The organism is Paenibacillus sp. FSL H3-0333 (assembly GCF_038002805.1).
GTDB classification, from domain to species: domain Bacteria; phylum Bacillota; class Bacilli; order Paenibacillales; family Paenibacillaceae; genus Paenibacillus_AQ; species Paenibacillus_AQ silagei.
This window is the reverse complement of the sequence record NZ_JBBODG010000001.1, coordinates 6,551,256-6,569,118: the sequence shown is the minus strand read 5'-3', so window position 1 is coordinate 6,569,118 and position 17,863 is coordinate 6,551,256. Positions and strand designations below refer to the sequence as shown.

The 17,863-nt window shown below is 53.6% G+C and carries 16 protein-coding genes and 1 pseudogene; 15 read left to right on the top strand and 2 right to left on the bottom strand.

Annotation, left to right across the window (positions count from 1 at the left end; translation table 11 throughout):
- From MHH78_RS28805 to MHH78_RS28735, 15 genes and pseudogenes are all read left to right on the top strand, one after another.
- Positions 1-174 (top strand): hypothetical protein, encoded by a 174-nt coding sequence (locus MHH78_RS28805; protein WP_341169667.1) that lies wholly within the window; start codon positions 1-3, stop codon positions 172-174.
- 40 nt (positions 175-214) lie between these two features.
- A complete protein-coding gene (locus tag MHH78_RS28800) occupies positions 215-1,498 on the top strand; it encodes a cellulase-like family protein (RefSeq protein WP_341169666.1) in 1,284 nt (427 codons plus the stop codon).
- A 218-nt stretch (positions 1,499-1,716) separates the two neighbouring features.
- Positions 1,717-2,370: pseudogene (locus tag MHH78_RS28795) on the top strand (Rpn family recombination-promoting nuclease/putative transposase); the annotation flags it as partial.
- Positions 2,371-2,481: 111 nt separating this feature from the next.
- Positions 2,482-2,967: a molybdenum cofactor biosynthesis protein MoaE gene (locus MHH78_RS28790; RefSeq protein WP_076076524.1), complete on the top strand. Its 486-nt coding sequence runs from the start codon at positions 2,482-2,484 to the stop codon at positions 2,965-2,967.
- Between the two features lie 19 nt (positions 2,968-2,986).
- On the top strand, positions 2,987-3,694 hold the full coding sequence (locus MHH78_RS28785) for a DNA alkylation repair protein (protein WP_341169665.1): 708 nt from the start codon (positions 2,987-2,989) through the stop codon (positions 3,692-3,694).
- A gap of 107 nt (positions 3,695-3,801) precedes the next feature.
- Positions 3,802-4,293 carry a pyridoxamine 5'-phosphate oxidase family protein gene (locus MHH78_RS28780; protein ID WP_341169664.1) on the top strand — a complete coding sequence of 164 codons (492 nt, stop codon included), beginning with the start codon at positions 3,802-3,804 and terminating at the stop codon, positions 4,291-4,293.
- Positions 4,294-4,466: 173 nt separating this feature from the next.
- A complete protein-coding gene (locus tag MHH78_RS28775) occupies positions 4,467-5,024 on the top strand; it encodes an RNA polymerase sigma factor (RefSeq protein ID WP_341169663.1) in 558 nt (185 codons plus the stop codon).
- On the top strand, positions 5,006-6,190 hold the full coding sequence (locus tag MHH78_RS28770; RefSeq protein ID WP_341169662.1) for a DUF4367 domain-containing protein: 1,185 nt from the start codon (positions 5,006-5,008) through the stop codon (positions 6,188-6,190). The genes MHH78_RS28775 and MHH78_RS28770 overlap by 19 nt, the downstream gene beginning before the upstream one ends.
- Before the next feature lie 201 nt (positions 6,191-6,391).
- Positions 6,392-7,741 (top strand): ABC transporter substrate-binding protein, encoded by a 1,350-nt coding sequence (locus tag MHH78_RS28765; protein ID WP_076076497.1) that lies wholly within the window; start codon positions 6,392-6,394, stop codon positions 7,739-7,741.
- A gap of 168 nt (positions 7,742-7,909) precedes the next feature.
- Positions 7,910-8,872 carry a carbohydrate ABC transporter permease gene (locus MHH78_RS28760; RefSeq protein ID WP_076076494.1) on the top strand — a complete coding sequence of 321 codons (963 nt, stop codon included), beginning with the start codon at positions 7,910-7,912 and terminating at the stop codon, positions 8,870-8,872.
- The gene (locus MHH78_RS28755; protein ID WP_036725825.1) at positions 8,869-9,714 is read left to right on the top strand and encodes a carbohydrate ABC transporter permease; all 846 of its coding nucleotides are present in this window, start codon (positions 8,869-8,871) and stop codon (positions 9,712-9,714) included. The genes MHH78_RS28760 and MHH78_RS28755 overlap by 4 nt, the downstream gene beginning before the upstream one ends.
- A gap of 101 nt (positions 9,715-9,815) precedes the next feature.
- Positions 9,816-11,579, top strand: coding sequence for a sensor histidine kinase (locus MHH78_RS28750; RefSeq protein ID WP_076076489.1), 1,764 nt, complete (start codon positions 9,816-9,818; stop codon positions 11,577-11,579).
- Positions 11,580-11,621: 42 nt separating this feature from the next.
- Positions 11,622-13,226 (top strand): response regulator transcription factor, encoded by a 1,605-nt coding sequence (locus tag MHH78_RS28745; RefSeq protein WP_341170399.1) that lies wholly within the window; start codon positions 11,622-11,624, stop codon positions 13,224-13,226.
- Positions 13,227-13,337: 111 nt separating this feature from the next.
- The gene (locus MHH78_RS28740) at positions 13,338-14,420 is read left to right on the top strand and encodes a Gfo/Idh/MocA family protein (RefSeq protein ID WP_341169661.1); all 1,083 of its coding nucleotides are present in this window, start codon (positions 13,338-13,340) and stop codon (positions 14,418-14,420) included.
- A gap of 399 nt (positions 14,421-14,819) precedes the next feature.
- Positions 14,820-15,500: a hypothetical protein gene (locus tag MHH78_RS28735; RefSeq protein ID WP_341169660.1), complete on the top strand. Its 681-nt coding sequence runs from the start codon at positions 14,820-14,822 to the stop codon at positions 15,498-15,500.
- A 519-nt stretch (positions 15,501-16,019) separates the two neighbouring features.
- Here MHH78_RS28735 and MHH78_RS28730 read toward each other — a convergent pair.
- Positions 16,020-17,063 carry a HAMP domain-containing sensor histidine kinase gene (locus MHH78_RS28730; RefSeq protein ID WP_341169659.1) on the bottom strand — a complete coding sequence of 348 codons (1,044 nt, stop codon included), beginning with the start codon at positions 17,061-17,063 and terminating at the stop codon, positions 16,020-16,022.
- The gene (locus MHH78_RS28725; protein WP_076076479.1) at positions 17,060-17,734 is read right to left on the bottom strand and encodes a response regulator transcription factor; all 675 of its coding nucleotides are present in this window, start codon (positions 17,732-17,734) and stop codon (positions 17,060-17,062) included. Before MHH78_RS28725 ends, MHH78_RS28730 begins: the two co-directional genes overlap by 4 nt.
- Between the last annotated feature and the right edge of the window lie 129 nt (positions 17,735-17,863).

Here is a 17,863-nt window from a genome sequence, read left to right as displayed (position 1 = left end):
GTGTCAATAGATGGCGCAGAGGAAGCAGCACAGGTACAGGTGATTCCTGATATGCAGCCCGGAGAGGTTCGTACGCTGAGCCTCAAGTTGCCTGCTGCTCCTGGATCGGAGCTGACCCTAACCGTCTGCCGTCCGAACGGCTTCAGCGTGCTGGAGCTGGAAATGGGCCAGTAGTTGACCCGGTAATACAACCTAATCCTAAGGAGTGAAAAGAATGGATGCAGTGCTGAGCAGATTGCCCCGCAAGCTTACTCTCACCATGTGGGATTTCTCCTGGTACACAATGACCTTGCCGGGCGAGCCTTATCATGATCTGGCGGCAAGATGCAGGGAGGCAGCCGACAGAGGATACAACACCATCCGGATCTGCGCCATGCCGTTCCTGTTATTCACAGCGGAAGGCAAACGCCCCGGACCGCTGCACTTCGGCAGTCTGGGGGAAGTGGGCCAGCGTACCCGCTGGTACAACTGCCGCGGCGGTGCCGAGCTGGACGGGCATGCGCATCTGCTGGAGCTGTTCAGGCAGGCCAAGGCGCACGGACTCTATATTATGCTGTCTTCCTGGGAATATCAGCAGAGCCCCAGCTTCCTGGCCTATCCCGCACTGCGTGATGAGCTGGCTGCAATTGCTCCCGCAGAGCGGTTCATGACCCTGGCCCGGTCGATGGACCAGCTCATCCGGTATATCAAGGCGGAAGGCTTCGCTGATCGAATTGTTTATGCCGAGCTGCATAATGAAGTAGAATTCGGGCAGCTTACCGCCGTGGGTACCGTGCAGGGAATCGGCGCAGCGGATACGCCAAGGCTGGTGGCGGCCATGCAGCCTTATATCGAGGAAGCGGTGGGCTATCTCCGGGGGCAGCATCCCGATGTTCTGATCACGGCCAGCTATACGCTGAACGAAGCTTATCCGAAGGCATATGTAGCCCGTAATTTACAGGTGGCTCACTATCATCTCTATATCAAAGGCGTGCTGAATGAGCTTATGGACGCAGCGGGGTTGAATGATGAGGGGGTGCCTTTTCCGAATACCTTTGTCCGGTCTATGCTGAGGGAAGATGCCCCGCCCTTCGGGGAATGGACCCTGCCCGCAGGGCAGGAGTGGCGGATGGAGGGTAATCCGGTCGGGATGAAGCTGATCTATCTGCATGATTGGGCCGACCCTGATCTATGGGATCTCTACCTGTATGACCGCTATGGAGCCCACAAGCTGGCGATGCTGCAAAAAGCGGACATGCGCCTGGAAGAAGCGCAGGAATGGGCGGTACATTCGGGCCTGCCGGTGGTGATCGGCGAAGGCTATGTCGGCTATACCCCGCTGCTTGCAGGCTTCGAGGAAGGCCCGGTCGGGAAATTCATTGCCGAGTATGCGCTGCGTAAGGGGATGGCACTGGGCTTCTGGGGCATGACGCTATGCTCCAACTGTGCGCCGCATCATCCGTTCTGGCAGGATGTGGCCTGGCAGCAGCGGTGGAACCGGTACATTCTTGAAGCATAGTAGCGGAGCAGTGAAGCGGCGTAGTCAGCGCGGCAGACCGGCAGCTTGTCATGCCGCGTCCCTCCGGGGCGGACAGCCGTTCCGAAGTAACACGAGAGAGCGTATTGTCTTGACTGTATGTTTTATAGAGCTTTGGGGACAGAATAGCAGTATATGGGGCCCAAAAGGGCTGGCTTTGTCTACAATGAGTAGTTCTGCCATGATATAATAAATGTATAAGAACGGCTGAGGGCAAACGGATCAACATCGAAATGCAGCTGTTCAATCCATACAATATGGAGAAGCGGACGCTGTTCTACTGGAGCGAGATGTATTACCACCAAATTCAAAAAGGCGACGATTACAGTCAATTGAAGAAGTGTGTGACGATCAATATACTGAACTACTCCTGTCTGCCGAATGACCGTCATCATAATGTGTTTCATCTTCGGGAAGATCACACTGGAATTTCTCTTAATAACGATCTTGAGATTCATGTGATGGAATTAACGAAGCTCGAGGAGCAGGCCGTTCCATTAACTGGTGGTCTGATCAACTGGTTATTATTCCTGAAGGGTGTTGAACAACCAAACTGGGAGGTGCTGACCATGAATGAACCGATGTTGAAAAAAGCAATGGATACGCTGGAGTTCCTGAGTCAAGATGCCGCTACACGTATGGAATATGATGCCCGGATGAAGTATTTGCGTGATGAGGCGTCACGAATGAATGGTGCTAAGGCTGAAGGGATTGCGGAGGGGATTGCTCAGGGTGCAATTCGAGAAAAAAGAGAAACTGCTCGAAGGCTCTTGGCGATGGGACATGATTTTGATTTTATAGTTAAACTCACCGAGCTTTCAGAACAGGAAGTTCAGAACCTGCGGAAGAATTAACATTCCCTGGATAAACCGGTGAAACTTATATTTTTCAAAAGACTGCTCCAATTTGGGGCAGTTTTTTTGAAATATGAAATTTATATGTTTCACTCGAAAGGAAGTGAGCGAATGGGCCATTCGTTATTTGAAATCACAGAGTCCGCGATTATACCCGCTGAGGTATCCGATAAAGTTCTGCGCAGAGAAGCCGGGGCGATTACCCTATTCATTGGGACGGTGCGTGAGTTCACACAGGGGAAGAAAACCTTGTATCTTGAATATGAAGCATACCCGTCCATGGCTGTAACGCAGCTGAAGCGCATCGGGCAGGAAGTGCTGGAGCGCTGGCCGGATACGAAGGTTGCAGTCACCCACCGGATCGGCAGGCTGGAGATTACCGATATTGCCGTGGTCATCGCAGTCTCCTCGCCCCACCGTAAGGCTGCCTATGAAGCGAATGAATACGTGATTGAGCGGATCAAGCAAATCGTCCCGATCTGGAAAAAAGAAACCGGCGAGGACGGCAAAGCGTGGATTGGCGACCAGCTGAATCAGAACGCCTACCCCGCGGGCCGTCCGCTGCTGCCGGATATTCCGGCGGAGGACGAGAGGTAGCTAAAAGGAGGAACGTTCAATGAATGCAGAACAGGTCATGCAGGAGCTTGAAGCGCTTGGCAAGGAACGGACCAAGAAGATATATACCGCAAACGGCGCACGGGAACCGCTATTTGGTGTGGCTACCGGTGCCATGAAACCGATCTTCAAGCAAACCGGAATCAATCAGGCGCTGGCTGAGGAGCTGTATGCCACAGGTAATTATGATGCGATGTATTTTGCCGGGATCATTGCCGACCCGAACGGGATGACAGAGGCGGACTATAACCGCTGGATGGACGGGGCTTATTTCTATATGCTGTCCGATTTCGTGGTGGCTGTCACCTTGGCTGAAGCAGATATTGCCCAGCAGGTGGCCGATGAATGGATCAGGAGCGGAGAGGATCTTAGAATGTCGGCAGGCTGGAGCTGTTACTGCTGGCTGCTGGGAAGCCGCCCGGATCAGGAGTTCCAGCGGGACAAGCTGGCCGGGATGCTGGAGCTTGTGGGTAAGATCATTCACGACTCCCCGGAGCGTACCCGGTACTCTATGAACAATTTTATGTATACCGTAGCCGTGTCCTATTCACCGCTGCATGATCTGGCACGCGAGACGGCGGAGCGGGTGGGTCCGGTCGAGGTGGACAAGGACAAGCCGAAGAGCAAGCGTATTAGCGCATACGATAATATTATGAAGGCTGTCGACAAAGGTCGGACCGGGTTCAAGCGCAAGCATGTACGCTGCTGATCTCGCGGATTTCACCGGCATCCGGTAATGCTTTGCTGCTTCTGGTTAATAAATGCTATGCATTTGGACAACCTATTCCCTATCCTGGAAGAAAAGAGGCGGTAAAGATGTCAACTACACACCATAGTCACGAGGAAGCCGTTGAGACGGTCCGCAAGTTGATCAAAGGTATTGATATGGCTATGCTTACCACGATCTCGGAGGAAGGGCTGGTCTCCCGGCCTATGAAGACCCAGGAGGTCGAATTCGACGGAGACTTGTGGTTCCTGACGAAGAAGGATACGAGCAAGTTCGGAGAGATTCTGTATGATCCGCGGGTGAACGTGGTCTATGCAGATAAGTCCTATGTCTCCATCCGTGGAACGGCCGAGATTGTAACCGATGTGAACAAGAAGAAAGAGCTCTGGAGTGCAGGGTACGATACGTTCCTGAAGACAAGCTATGATGACCCGGATGTGATTCTGATCAAGGTCCATGCCGAAGCCGCCGAATACTGGAAGAGCGGCAACCTGGCCGAGAAGGCAGTATACATGTTCAAACGGATGACGGGACAGGACACTGACGGGCTGAATCTGAATCAGACTGTCGAGCTGGAATAAAGTAGACAGACAGACGGTTTTGGAAGCTTACAGGTTCATAGGTTCTGCAACGGAGAGATCAACAGAATTCATCTGGGGGTCTCTTTTTTTGGTGTGGAGCCGGAAAAAGATAATTGTCACATTACATACGGCTCATGTGTTATATCTATATGATTTGCAGAAAGGAGATTATCGTGGACCCTATCGAAGAGAAGATTAGAAGGATTCAGGGCGGGGAAGGAGGCTTGTACTCGGACGTGATCAGGCTATACCAGCAGCGGATTTACCTCTATTGCTATCGCTTGCTGAATAACAAGGAAGAGGCGGAAGACGCGGTACAGGACATCCTGATCAAGGCCTACCAGAATATCGGGCAGTACAAGCCTCAGGCAGATTTTACCTCATGGCTCTACAAGATTGCTTATCATCATTGCCTGAATCAGCTGCGGCGGCAGAAATACCAGCAGCAGTTGCGGAAGCTGCTCGGGCAGAAGATTACGGAGAAGAGCGCCGAAGAAATGGCCCAGAACCGCCTGTTCAGCGAGCCGGTCTCGGCTGCTCTGAGGAAGCTGGATGTGGAGGACCGGAACTTGTTGATCCTGCGGATTTTTGAAGATAAATCATTTGCGGAAATCAGTGAAATTCTGGGTGTGAGTACGGCTACCGTACGCAAAAGATATGAACGGACCAGGGAAAAACTTAAAAAAGCGATTGAGAGAAAGGAGAAACAATTATGGGCAAGCGTGAATTAACTCCAGAGGAGCAGTTTCTGAAGGATGGAGACCGTTCAGCACATTGGAACACCGTTGATGTTCATGAACCAGTCATGAAGGCGCTCGGGCTTGAGGGGGCCTTGTCTGCTGAAGAAGACGAGAACCTGCTTCAGACCCTTCCGCCAATCGGAGAGGCACCTAAAGTAATGCGCAGAATGGAAACCAGAACCGGGCGGAGACAGAAACGGATTCCGGTGAAGGGCTGGGCGGCTGCGGTCCTGGCACTGGTTTTGCTGGGCGGCGGCTATACCCAGTTCTCCGGCAAACTCCAGCAAGGAGCTGAAGCCCAGAGTTCGGGTGAAGTCCGGCAAGGGGCCGGAGCCCAGTATAAGGTGCTTCCTTATCAGCCGCTTCCGGCGACGGCTTCCGGCGGAACGCTGATTGAGAAGGCGAAAGAACCCTTGAAGCCTTATATTCCAGAAGCACAGCCGGGTATAGAGTATGAAGCCAACCAGAAGCTAAGTATTCTCTATAACCAGAAGTATTCAAAAGGGGCAGAGCTTATGAAGGAACTGTTGCTCCCTGGAGAGTATGCCACCTATGTAATTACGCGTGAAGACGAGGAGGGAGAGGGGAGTATGAACATGTATCGCCCGCCCCTCACGTTCAATGACTATACCGCGTATAAGACTAGTGTAGAGGAGCACAACGCTCCTGTCCTGGAGCAGCCGGCGTATCTGCCGGAAGGGTATGCCCTGGACGAGGCAATCATCAAGCCTTCTTTCTTAAAAGTTCCGGATGTGCAGGAGCTGGAAGGCGGAGACGAGAGAGACCTGGGAGATAACTTCCAGTTGTCCTGGAGAGTGGAGAAGGCGGAGAATATTGACTACCCGTATTCCTCACTGGTATACAAGAAGGGAGAGGTTCGGGTGAGAATAGGTGTGTCGCGTGTGGATGACAACCAAAACCCGGCTGATCCGCTCTCGTGGAGTGAACATACAAAGATGGAAAATATAGAGATCAAAGGCAGACAGGCCATTTTTTCGGATGACTCCGGCAACAAGGAACTTGACTTGGGGTATAAGTATAAGTTGGTTTGGTCTGACCCCGGTGCAAAGGTTATCTATTCTGTGATCGCCGGCCAGGAGAACACAGAGCTAACGAAGGATGAGCTTATCGCCATTGCCGCCAGTATGATGAAATAAGTAATGCTGCGTTGACACTCAGGGCTGTTTCGCTATCTTAGGATAGCGGAGCAGCCTTTGAACGTTTATTGCCTAGCTGCAGGATGGCATATTCGTAAGATTTTATAAGAATTCGTGCATTGCTCTCCTATGAACTTCAATTCCATATTGTTACTATAGCAATGTAGCAAGAGAATACAGATGTATACAGGAGGGTTAAAGATGTTGAAATGGAAGCGTTCTCTTTCGGTCCTGGCGATGACAGCGATATTAGGTACACTGGCTGCCTGCGGCGGCGGAGGGAATAAGGTAAACAATGCAGGAGGGGCTACAGAAGCACCTGCCAGCACGAATGCTGCTGCGACGGCTGCTGCAACTGATGCGCCAAGCACCAATGAGCCGGTCAAGCTGCGGATTATGTGGTGGGGCTCCCAGCCGCGTCACGAAGCCACTTTGGCGGCCCTGGAATTGTACACGAAGAACAATCCGAACGTAACCTTCGAGCCGGAGTATTCCGGTATGGATGGTTATCTGGACAAATTATCCACGCAGGCTGCGGCCAACAATGCACCTGATGTGGTTCAGCTTGACCCGGGCTGGATGCCGGACTGGATGGCCCGCCAGCAATTGGCCGACCTCGCTCCTGAGGTGGATGTAAGCAAATTCGATACGAAGCTGCTGTCCGGCGGACAGCTTGACGGCAAGCAGTACGCTGTTCCGCTCGGTTCGGTAGCCTTCGGTATGGTATATGATAAAGCGGCTATGGATAAGTTGGGCATCGCGAACCCGGCCAACGGCTGGACCTGGGATGAGTTCTTCGCTTTAGCGAAGGAATCCAAGTCCAAGCTGCCGAAGGGACAGTATTTCACCCTCGACTATGCAGGTAACTATTTCATGTACTCGGCGTATCAGTATGCCAAAGGAAAAGGGCAGGTTATCACGAATGAGGGTCATTTCAACGTGGATGAAGCCACGTATCTGGACTGGACCCGTAAATTCGAAGAGCTGCGTAAGGAAGGCCTGGTTCCTCCGGCGGATGTGAATGCCTCCGATAAGGAAAATGATCCGCAAATGGATCTGCTCGCAGCAGGCAAGGTGCTGTTCCGTTACAGCTTCTCCAACAATCTGGGAACCTGGGACAGCATTAAGCCAGGAGCCTACGCACTTGTAACCATGCCGCGTGCCGAAGAGGCCGGAGGCTGGCTGAAGCCGTCGATGTACATGGCGGTCTCCAAGAACTCCAAGCATGCTGAAGAAGCCAAGAAATTCATCAACTGGTTCGTGAATGATGCTGAAGCGGCCAATATTACCCAAACCTTCCGCGGTCTGCCGGCCAACAAGGATAATGCGGCCCTGCTGGAAGCGAACATGAGCGATCTGGATAAGGTAGGCTTGGCTCTGCTCCGTGCTACGGAGCCGGATGGCCAGACCTGGTCGGCCGGAGCCGGCGGCTGGACGAACTTCATCGACAAGGACTGGGTACTTGTCCGCGACCAGCTCAGCTTCGGCAAGTCTACACCAGAAGAGGCGTTCAAGCAGCTGAAGGAAGCCTCGCTATCCTACGAGAAATAATTTATGTACAGAAGCCCGGGACAGCAATGTTCCGGGCTTTATCTTTTTAACGTGTTTTCGAATTAATCGTTATATTTTGAAAGAATTCGAGCATTGCCCTCCTTTAGCCGGAGTGTGGGCCAATACTATACTTAAGCTATACAAATTGACCACAAGAGGTGACCACAGATGAACCGCTCCACAACCACTTTAGCCCAAGCCTCGCCAGCGCCGAAAAAAAGCTCCTATTTCAAAAGCCGGTGGAACGCTCCGCTTGCAGGCTATTTGTTTATTTCGCCCTGGCTGATCGGGTTCCTGGTACTGACGGCGTATCCGTTGTTCTTATCGCTGTACTATTCGTTTACCGACTACACCCTGATGCAGCCGATGAAATGGATCGGGTCCCGCAATTACGAACGGATTTTCACCGCAGACCCCAAATTCATTCAATCCGCCAAAGTCACGGTCATGTACGTGCTGGCCTCTGTGCCCCTTAAGCTGATTGCAGCCTTGCTGGTGGCCATGGTACTCAGCAGAGCGGTCAGAGGGATCAGCGTCTACCGCACAGCGATCTATTTCCCTTCCCTAATCGGAGGGAGTATCGGGGTATCACTGCTCTGGCGCAACATCTTCGGGGTAGACGGGATTTTTAACAAGCTGATTGCAGTCTTCGGTATCGAAGGGAAAAGCTGGATCACCAACCCGGACACCGCGCTTGGCACACTGATTCTGCTGACGGTCTGGCAATTCGGCTCCACCATGGTAATCTTCCTGGCAGGGCTGAAGCAGATTCCCAATGACTTGTATGAAGCTTCCTCGGTAGACGGGGCGAACAGGTTCATTCAATTCTTCCGCATTACACTGCCTATGCTGTCGCCGATTCTCTACTTCAACCTGATCATGGCCGTGATCAACGCCTTCCAGATGTTCACCTCGGCCTTCGTGATTACGAATGGCGGTCCGATGAACGCTACATACGTGTACGCTATGTATTTGTATGAACGGGCCTTCAGCCGGTACGAGCTGGGCTACGCTTCTGCACTGGCCTGGATTATGCTGGTCGCCATTGTTGCCGCAACACTGCTGATCTCCTACACCTCGAAATATTGGGTATTCTATGAGACTGACACTGGAGGGAAAAAACGCAAATGACAACTTTGAATTGGAAGCCTGCACTCCGGCATGTGTTCATGATTCTCTTCAGCTTCCTCATGGTCTATCCGATTGTCTGGTGGATCGGAGCCTCGCTGAAGGACAGCACCGAGCTGAGTTCACCGGGAATCTTCCCGTCCGTCCCGCAGTGGGAGAACTTCACCAAAGGCTGGAACTCAGTTCCCGGACATACGTTCACTGATTTCTACCTCAACACCTTCTGGCTGGAAATTATGGTGCTGATCGCAACGCTGTTATCCTGTACGCTGGTTGCCTTCGGGTTCGCCCGGCTGGATTTTCCGCTGAAGAAATTCTGGTTCTCGATTCTGATGCTGACACTGATGATGCCGGGCCAGGTGCTGATCATTCCCCAGTACGCCTTGTTCCATCAGCTGGGCTGGGTGAACACGTATTTGCCGTTTGTCGTTCCCCATCTGCTGGCGGGCGGGGCCGGCGGAAGCTTCTTCGTCTTCCTGCTGATCCAGTTCATCCGCGGCGTGCCCAAGGAGCTGGACGAATCGGCCAAAATCGACGGCTGCTCCTGGTTCGGAATTTTCTGGAGAGTGGTCATGCCGCTGGCCTTCCCGGCGGTCGTTACGGTGACGATCTTCTGCTTCCTGTGGAACTGGGATGACTTCCTGGGACACCTCCTGTACATCAACACGGTAGACAAATACACGGTGGGCCTTGCGCTGCGTATGATTAATGACTCCCAGTCTGCAGCCGAGTGGGGCCAGCTTCTGGCCATGTCGCTTGTCTCTATTGTTCCGGCAACGCTTGTGTTCACCTTCCTGCAAAAGTATTTCGTGGACGGGATTGCGACAACAGGCATAAAGGGATAAGATGTAAAAAAACATCCGTCCGATAACGGTAAAGCGCCTGAGCCTTATTCGACGCTTTACCGTTTATTTCGTGTGAGCCGGAGGCGAAGGAAGGGGATCACTTGACCAATCCTTTTAAAAAGTACAGGATCGACCGTCTGTTTTTTCACAGCTTTGCCATTATAATTATTCTGGTGATAGCGGTAACGGCTTGGACCAGCTACAGCAATTCCTCCAAGGCCCTTGTACAGACCACCTCCCATTATCAGCAGCGGCTGCTGGATGAGTTGAACAATGAGATTACCACCCGGCTGGATATGATCGAGCAGATCTCACTGTCCACCTCAAGGGACAACGAGCTGACGACCTTTCTCTTGAACAGGCAGGATGATTTCGAACGGTACCGCAAGCGTATAAGCGTTGAGAGTGCGCTCGGCAATTTAACCTATGCCATTCCGTTAATTCAGGGGATTGACCTCTATATGGATCAGCCGATGCCGAGCAGCGGGCAGAGCTATATTCAATTCCGCAATATTCTCGATCTGGATAAGCAGTCCTGGGCCAGAAATCTGGTGAAAAGCGATTTCGCCTGGTCGGGGGAACATTCCATTCCCAGTGTGCAGGGAGACATTCCAGTGCTTAGCTTCGCCCGGAAAATCATGAACGAGAACGACTATCTCGGTGTGCTTGTCGTTCATATCAAAGCCAGGGAAATCCGTGCGCTGCTGACCGGCAACTCCTCCGGGTCGAACCGGATCATGGCGGACAGCGCCGGCAAGCAGATTCTGAGCATCGGGGAGACGCTGGAGCAGAGCGAGTGGTCGAAATGGATCGACCTCAAGAGCAACAAATCCGGCTATGTCCACATTCCCGGCGATAAGGATACCGGAAATACGCTGCTGGTCTACTCCAGAATGGATAATTCCATCTGGACGCTGATCGAGTTCACCTCCTGGAAGCAGATTACGGCAAGCAGTCTGGAGCTGGCGGAATGGATCGGGCTGATCGGGATTGGAGCGATTCTGCTGGTCCTGCTATTGACGCATTATCTGAGCAGGCAATTCTCCAAGCCGATTAAGCAGCTTGTAAGCGCTATGAGAATATATTCAGTCGGCGGGCACAAGGAGGAGCTGCCAAGCGACTACGAGAATGAATTCGGTTATTTATTCTCCGGCTACCGCAAGCAGACCGAGCGTATCGAGGAGCTGTACCTGTCGCTGGAGCGGCGGTATGAGCAGCAGCGCAAAGCGGAGATTGAGGCCTTGCAGGCCAATATCAATCCCCATTTTCTCTACAATATGCTGGACCAGCTTAACTGGATGGCCATTGAGGCCGGACAGGATGAGCTGAGCCGGATTCTGGAGCTGATGGGCCAGATGTTCAGGATCGGCTTATCCAACGGGGCGAGCTTCATCATGGTATCGGAGGAATTACAGCACATCCAGTGTTATCTCGAAATCCAGCAGCTCCGCTGGGGCGACGGTCTGGAGTACACCATCGAGGTGGAACCGGGGCTTCAGGAGGCTTATCTTCCCAAGCTCACCCTGCAGCCGTTCGTGGAGAATTCCATTGTGCACGGCTTCAATAAGCAGCGCAGCGGCCATGTCTCGATCTCCTTAACTAAGGTAGAGGAGACGCTGCAGATTATAATTGATGATAACGGGGCAGGCCTGAAGCAGCCGGAGGCGCGACCGCACAGGCGGCATACCGGCGGCTATGGCATACGGAATGTGCGAGAGCGGATTGCCGGATATTTCGGAGATGACTATGGGGTTACGCTGAAGGAACGTGAAGAGGGAGGGACCCGGGTAGAGATTGTTCTGCCGCTGCTCACAGAGGCTCCGGCACAGATACTGACTGCTTCTCTCGCTGCGAAGGAAGGCTGATAAGGCTGCTGCGGGCCAGAGAAGCTTAAGGAGGCAGACATGATGTGGAAGATCGCTATTATTGACGATGAGCGCCAGGTACTTCAGGGGATGAAACGGGCGATTCCATGGGAGGAGCTGGGTGCGGAATGGGCAGGTGAGGCACTTAACGGGGAAGACGGCCTGGCGATGATCCGGGCAACCACCCCGGACATTGTAATCACGGATATCTATATGCCGGTAATGAGCGGCCTGGAGATGATGGAGCAATTAAGGAACGAGGGCTTCAAGGGCAAAATCATTATTCTGAGCGGTTATTCAGACTTCGAGCATGCCAGACAAGCCCTCCGGCTTCAGGTCAGTGACTATGTCTCCAAGCCGATCAGTCTGCCTACGCTTAGAACGATCCTTCACAAGGTTATTGCAGAGTTGCTCAGAGAGCAGGAGAAGGTGATCAGACAAGGCGAGCTGGAGCTGAAAATGATGCTGTATGAGCCTTTTGTCGAGAAGGAATGGGTCCGGTCCGCTGCGGTCGGCACCCTGGAGCCTTCATACCGGAACAATTCCCATCTTCCGCCTTCGTATCATTACTGGCTGGAAGGCAGGCATGCAAGCATCGGGATCGAGCTGATCCGTGATGACCGGGCCAGCTCCTTCTCGGTCTCGGACTGGAATCTGCTGCGCTTCGCAGTCAGTAACATTGCCTGTGAGGTTACGCGCAAGCATTACGCTAATATGGAATACACCGAGCTGAACAGCTACCGGGCCTTGCTGATTATTCACCCTGAGGCAGAATGCACACAGCAGCTGGAGGAGCTGGGGACCCGGCTGGTCGACAGCATCCACTCATATCTCAGGCTGGTAGTCCGCATAGGGATTGGAGGACTGAAGGATACCTGGACGAAGATTCCAGAATCGACGGAGGAGGCGTTCCGCGCCATGGATCACGGGGCCTTACGGATCAGTCCGGCCTATGAGGTGTACTGCTACCGGGAGAGCCACAGCAGCGGGCAGGACCGCGGGGTGCTCTTCCCGGTGAAGTTCTCTTACAAGCTGGCCGCCGCGATGAAGGCTTCACAGGAGGCGGAGGCGCAGCAGCTTGTATACGGATACATTACCGAGCTGCAAGCGCAGCAAGGGGTCTCCGCCAGCTATGTGCAGATGCTCGGCAGCGAGCTATGGGGCATTATCACCTACTCCCTGTATGAGTCCGGATTCGTGCTCGATGATCTGTTCACCAATGACCAGATTGCCCAGGAGATCGGCAACCTGGCCATACCCGACCAGCTGGCAAGCTGGTTGTCCGCCAAAATCACAGCCATCTGTGCCAGCCGTCAATGGAAGGGCAGCAGTAAGCACCGGCAGGTCGTTGATTTCATGACGAACTACATTCATGAGCATTATGCCGAGGAGCTTACGCTGGCTGATCTGTCGGATAAGGTGTTCATCTCCCGGAATCATTTGTCGATTATTTTCAAGAACATTACCGGGGAGACCTTCAACAACTATCTGACCCGGGTAAGGATTGAGAAGGCCAGGGAGCTGCTCATGGAACGCAATATGCTGGTCTACGAAGTGGCGGAGCGGGTTGGCTACAAGAACATTCCTTATTTCAGTACTCTATTCAAGAAGATCACCGGCATGAATCCCACGGAGCTGATCAAATGATGACACATATAATCCGCTAGAGACAAGTATGATGATAGAAGCCGCGATGACAGAGCAGGGACTTGCGGCTGAGCTGCATCAACATCAATGTGTCATCAAGGAGGACAGGGTATGCCCGTTAACTTCAGCATTATCGGCGGAGGAGGATTCCGCGCACAGTATTATTTACGAATTGCCCGGGTCTTGCCGGACCTGTTCCGGATCGGCGGCCTTGTAGTCAGGGACCGGGCCCAGGGACATGAGATAGAAGCCGCGTGGGGTGTTCAGACATACCGTACCCTTGACGAGCTGCTGCGGAATGAGGACCCGGATTTCGCAGTAGTCTCTGTCAGCGGCGGGGCGGCAATGAACTATTTGTACCGGCTGGCCGAGATTGGCCTTCCGGCACTGACAGAGACGCCGCCTGCCTCCAGTCTGGAAGAGCTGGAGCAGCTGCACAAGGAGCTAACCGTGCACGGGGCTTGGATACAGGTCGCAGAGCAGTACCCGTACCATCCGATCCAGGAGGCGCGGCTGTCATTGATCCGCTCCGGCAGGCTGGGCAGAATCACCGAGACGACGGTCTCGGTATCCCATCTGTATCATGGGGCAGCCCTGATGCGCAGGATGCTCGGCATCGGGTTCGAGGAGGCGGTCATCCGGGGGATGCGGTTCGACTCCAGCTGGGTTGGCGGACCAACCCGCAGCGGCCCTCCGGTTGAAGACAAGCTGATTCCGCTGCAGAGGGAGCTGGCCTGGCTGGATTTTGGAGACCGGCTGGGCCTTTACGATTTCACCAAGGACCAGCACCGCTCCTGGACGCGCTCGAATCATCTTAGCGTGCGCGGAGAGCGCGGGGAGATCTTCGACAACCGGGTGCTGATTCAACAGGAGAATCTGGTGCCTCTGCAAATGGAGCTGAAGCGCATCAACCGTGGAGAACAGGAGAATGCCGATGGCTATTACCTCCAGGGAATTATTTGCGGAGAGCAATGGCTGTATAACAATCCCTTCGCCCCGGCTCGGCTGTACGATGACGAGCTCGCCATTGCGTCCTGTCTGGACAAGATGGCCCTCTATGCGGCTGGCGGCCCCGGATTCTACGGACTGGAGGAAGCCTCGCAGGATGTATATCTCGGCAAGCTGATTGAGAAGGCCATTGAGTCCGGCGAAACCGTAAGAGCAGAGCGGATGTGCTGGGCGGAGGGGAAGTAGGGTTGCGGCGGGAGTGTAGCTGCTGGTTATGCTGCTCACATTCTGGCCCGGCTTGAGCTATTGCTGTGGCTGAATGTGTGCTTGATCAAACTTCGTTTCGCTCAAACCCCGGCCTCATGCGGACATTGGCCCCGCCATTTTCGCAGTGGAAAGGCATGTATTTATGCGAAGTCACTGTATGAGTGGAGTATGTTATTGACGGGGGAGCAAGCCGGTACTATAATCTGAAAAACGGATGAAGCACATCCCGCACCCTGATTGATTGGGTGCGGGATTTTTTGTGCGTGAATATGCCTGTAACTTTAGGTTCTGACGCCCCCGGAAGTGAGTGGAGACAGGTGGGATGATCAAGCTCAGTTTGCGGGGGGAGAGTTGATTTTATAGAGGAGGAAAAGAGAAATGGGATTTGCTGAAGAGCATCAGAGATGGCTGGAATATCATAAGAAACGCAGGACTGGGGAACGTCTGGACCGGCTGGACCGGGAGCACCGGCATGGGGAGCAGATGTTTGTGGAGCGGGTATGGTGGCCGATTTTCGGGAAGTTGGATGATCTTCATCCGGAGTACGAGGTTGCCGATTGGCGGGGCAGGCCGTATTTTGTGGATTTTGTGTGGAAGCCTGGACAGGTAAAGTTTGCTATTGAGATCAAGGGATATGGGCCGCATGTTCAGAACACGGACCGGACCAGATACCGCCAAGAGCTGAACCGGGAGACGTATCTACAGATTGCCGGATACCGCGTCATCGCCATCCCGTACGATGATCTGGAGTCTGCACCGGAGCAGACCATCTCCCTGCTGAAAGCTTTGCTAACCCCAAGTTTGTTGAAAACCAGTTCGGAGGGGAGCAGTCAATTTACGAGGATAGAGCGTGACATCTTGCGGATGGCGAGCCGGATGAATGGGATGATTCGGCCGGTGGATGTGGTGAAGGGGCTTGGAGTAAATCGGCGGACTGCGAGGAAATATATCAATATTCTATGTGAGAAAGGCAAATTTAAACCCGTTTTGGCGCAGGATAGTAGTCGAGTCTGCCGGTACGAGCTGATTCATAGTTTCATTGATTCAGAGATATGGTAGGCGGAGATGAGGGGCATTAATGCCCCTAAATCCGGCAAAGTTGGCGGCGCGGCGGAAATGAGGGGCATTAGTGCCCCTGAATCCGGTAAAGTCGGCGGCGCGGCGGAGATGAGGGGCATTAGTGCCCCTGAATCCGGTAAAGTCGGCGGCGCGGCGGAGATGAGGGGCATTAGTGCCCCTGAATCCGGCAAAGCCGGCGGCGCGGCGGAAATGAGGGGCATTAGTGCCCCTGAATCCGACGAAAGCCGGCGGCAGGCGGAAATAAGGGGCATTAGTGCCCCTGAATCCGGCAAAGTTGGCGGCGCGGCGGAAATGAGGGGCATTAGTGCCCCTGAATCCGACGAAAGTCGGCGGCGAGCGGAAATGAGGGGCATTAGTGCCCCTGAATCCGGAAAAGTTGGCAGCGAGGCGGAAATAAGGGGCATTAGTGCCCCTGAATCCGGCAAAGTTGGCGGCGAGGCGGAAATGAGGGGCATTAGTGCCCCTGATCCCCCCGCAAGCGGCCCCACGGCTAATGCCTCAAGCCCCGCCCACCGGCAGCTTGATCGTGAACGCCGAGCCTTGGCCCGGCTCGCTGCGCACCTCAATGGTGCCTTTGCTCAGGCTGATGATGCGCGCGGCGAGCGGCAGGCCGAGGCCGTTGCCCCCGGCGGCGCGGGCGGGGTCGCCCTGGTAGAACTTCTCGAAGATGTGCTTGCGCACCTTCGGGGTCATGCCGATGCCGGTGTCCGCGATGACCACCGAGATCCAGGCCCCGTCCGAGTGGAGCGCGACCGAGATCGTTCCGCCCTCCGGCGTGAACTTGATCGCATTGCCGAGCACATTAAGCCACACCTGCATCATTAGCTCCTCGTTGCCATAATACCGCTGCTCATCCAGCTCGATATCCAGATTCAGCTGCTTGGCGGACCAGAGGGATTCCAGCAGCAGCAGGGCCTGGCGGAGTTGCTCGTCCAGCGGATATTCAGCCAGCTCGGAGAGCATCTCCTGGTTCTCCAGCTTGGATATCTTGAGGATGTTACCGGACAGGTTGGAGAGCTGCCGTGAGCTTTCAATGATCATTCCGGTGTATTCGTTATGCTCCTCCTTGCTCAGATTCTCTTCCTGCAGCAGCATGGCGTACCCTTCGATTGCGGCAATGGGCGTCTTGAATTCATGAGACACATTCACGACGAAGTCATTGCGGAGGGTCTCGATGCTGCGTAGCTCCTGAACCATAAGGTTGAAATGATGTGCCACCTCACTGATCTCATTGATCCGGTGGGACTCATTCAGATAGATATTGAAGTTGCCGTCTGCAATCTCTTTGGCTGCCTTGCTGAAGTCTGTAATCGGGGCCAGGATCTTCTTACCTACCAGGATAGTGATCGTGGTCCCGACGACCAGGCTGAACAGCATCATCGTCAGAACAGGCGGAAACGGATTGCCGTGCTCCCTGGTATGATTGCCCAGCCGGTAATACAAGAAGGCTGTGATTCCCAGGATGAAGACAAAGAATAGAATGATCACGAACACCATTGAGACGAAATACCACCATAGCCCCCTGTCTCTTCTCCGAATCATCCCTGCTTCACCGCCTTATAGCCAAGCCCTCTGACCGTGACGATTTCAAAATCCGGATTGTCCCTGAAACGCTCCCGCAGCCGGTTAATGTGAACCACTACCGTGTGCTCATCCGACTCGGAGTCCATCCCCCAGATTTCATCCATGAGCTGCTGCTTGGTGAAGATTTTATTCGGATAAGAGATCATTTTATAGAGGAGATAGAATTCCTTCTGCGGCAGCACGATGCGCTCTGGCCCCTGAATCACGGTTAACGTATCATAGTCGAGCACCGTTTCTGCCCATTCGATTTTGCGTTCGCTGATGATTTTGGCCCGGCGCAGCAGCGCCCCGACACGCAGGAGCATCTCATTCACATTGACCGGCTTGACCATATAATCATCAATGCCAACGAGGAAGCCCTGCTGCTTATCGGCAAAATTCTCCCGCGCCGTCACCATCAGGACCGGAAGCTGACTGTTGTTGTCCCGAATCATCCGTGTCAACTCGAAGCCGTCCATCACGGGCATCATAATATCGCAGATCATCAGATCGATATATTCCTTATCCAGCATCGCCAGCGCATCCTCGCCATTCACAGCCGGAACCGTGCGGTAGCCGTGTCTGGTCAGTACAGTACAGAAGAGCTGCCGCAGCTTGGCGTCATCCTCAACTACAAGAATAGTAAACATAGGTTCTCCTCCTGGAACGGTTCCATGTTATAGAACGTATAGCCTGTATAGATGTTCTGTGGTTTTTTTTAAGTATACCTCATCAAGATCAACTTAATCTCAACCGGGAGTTTAGGTTTAGTTTATATT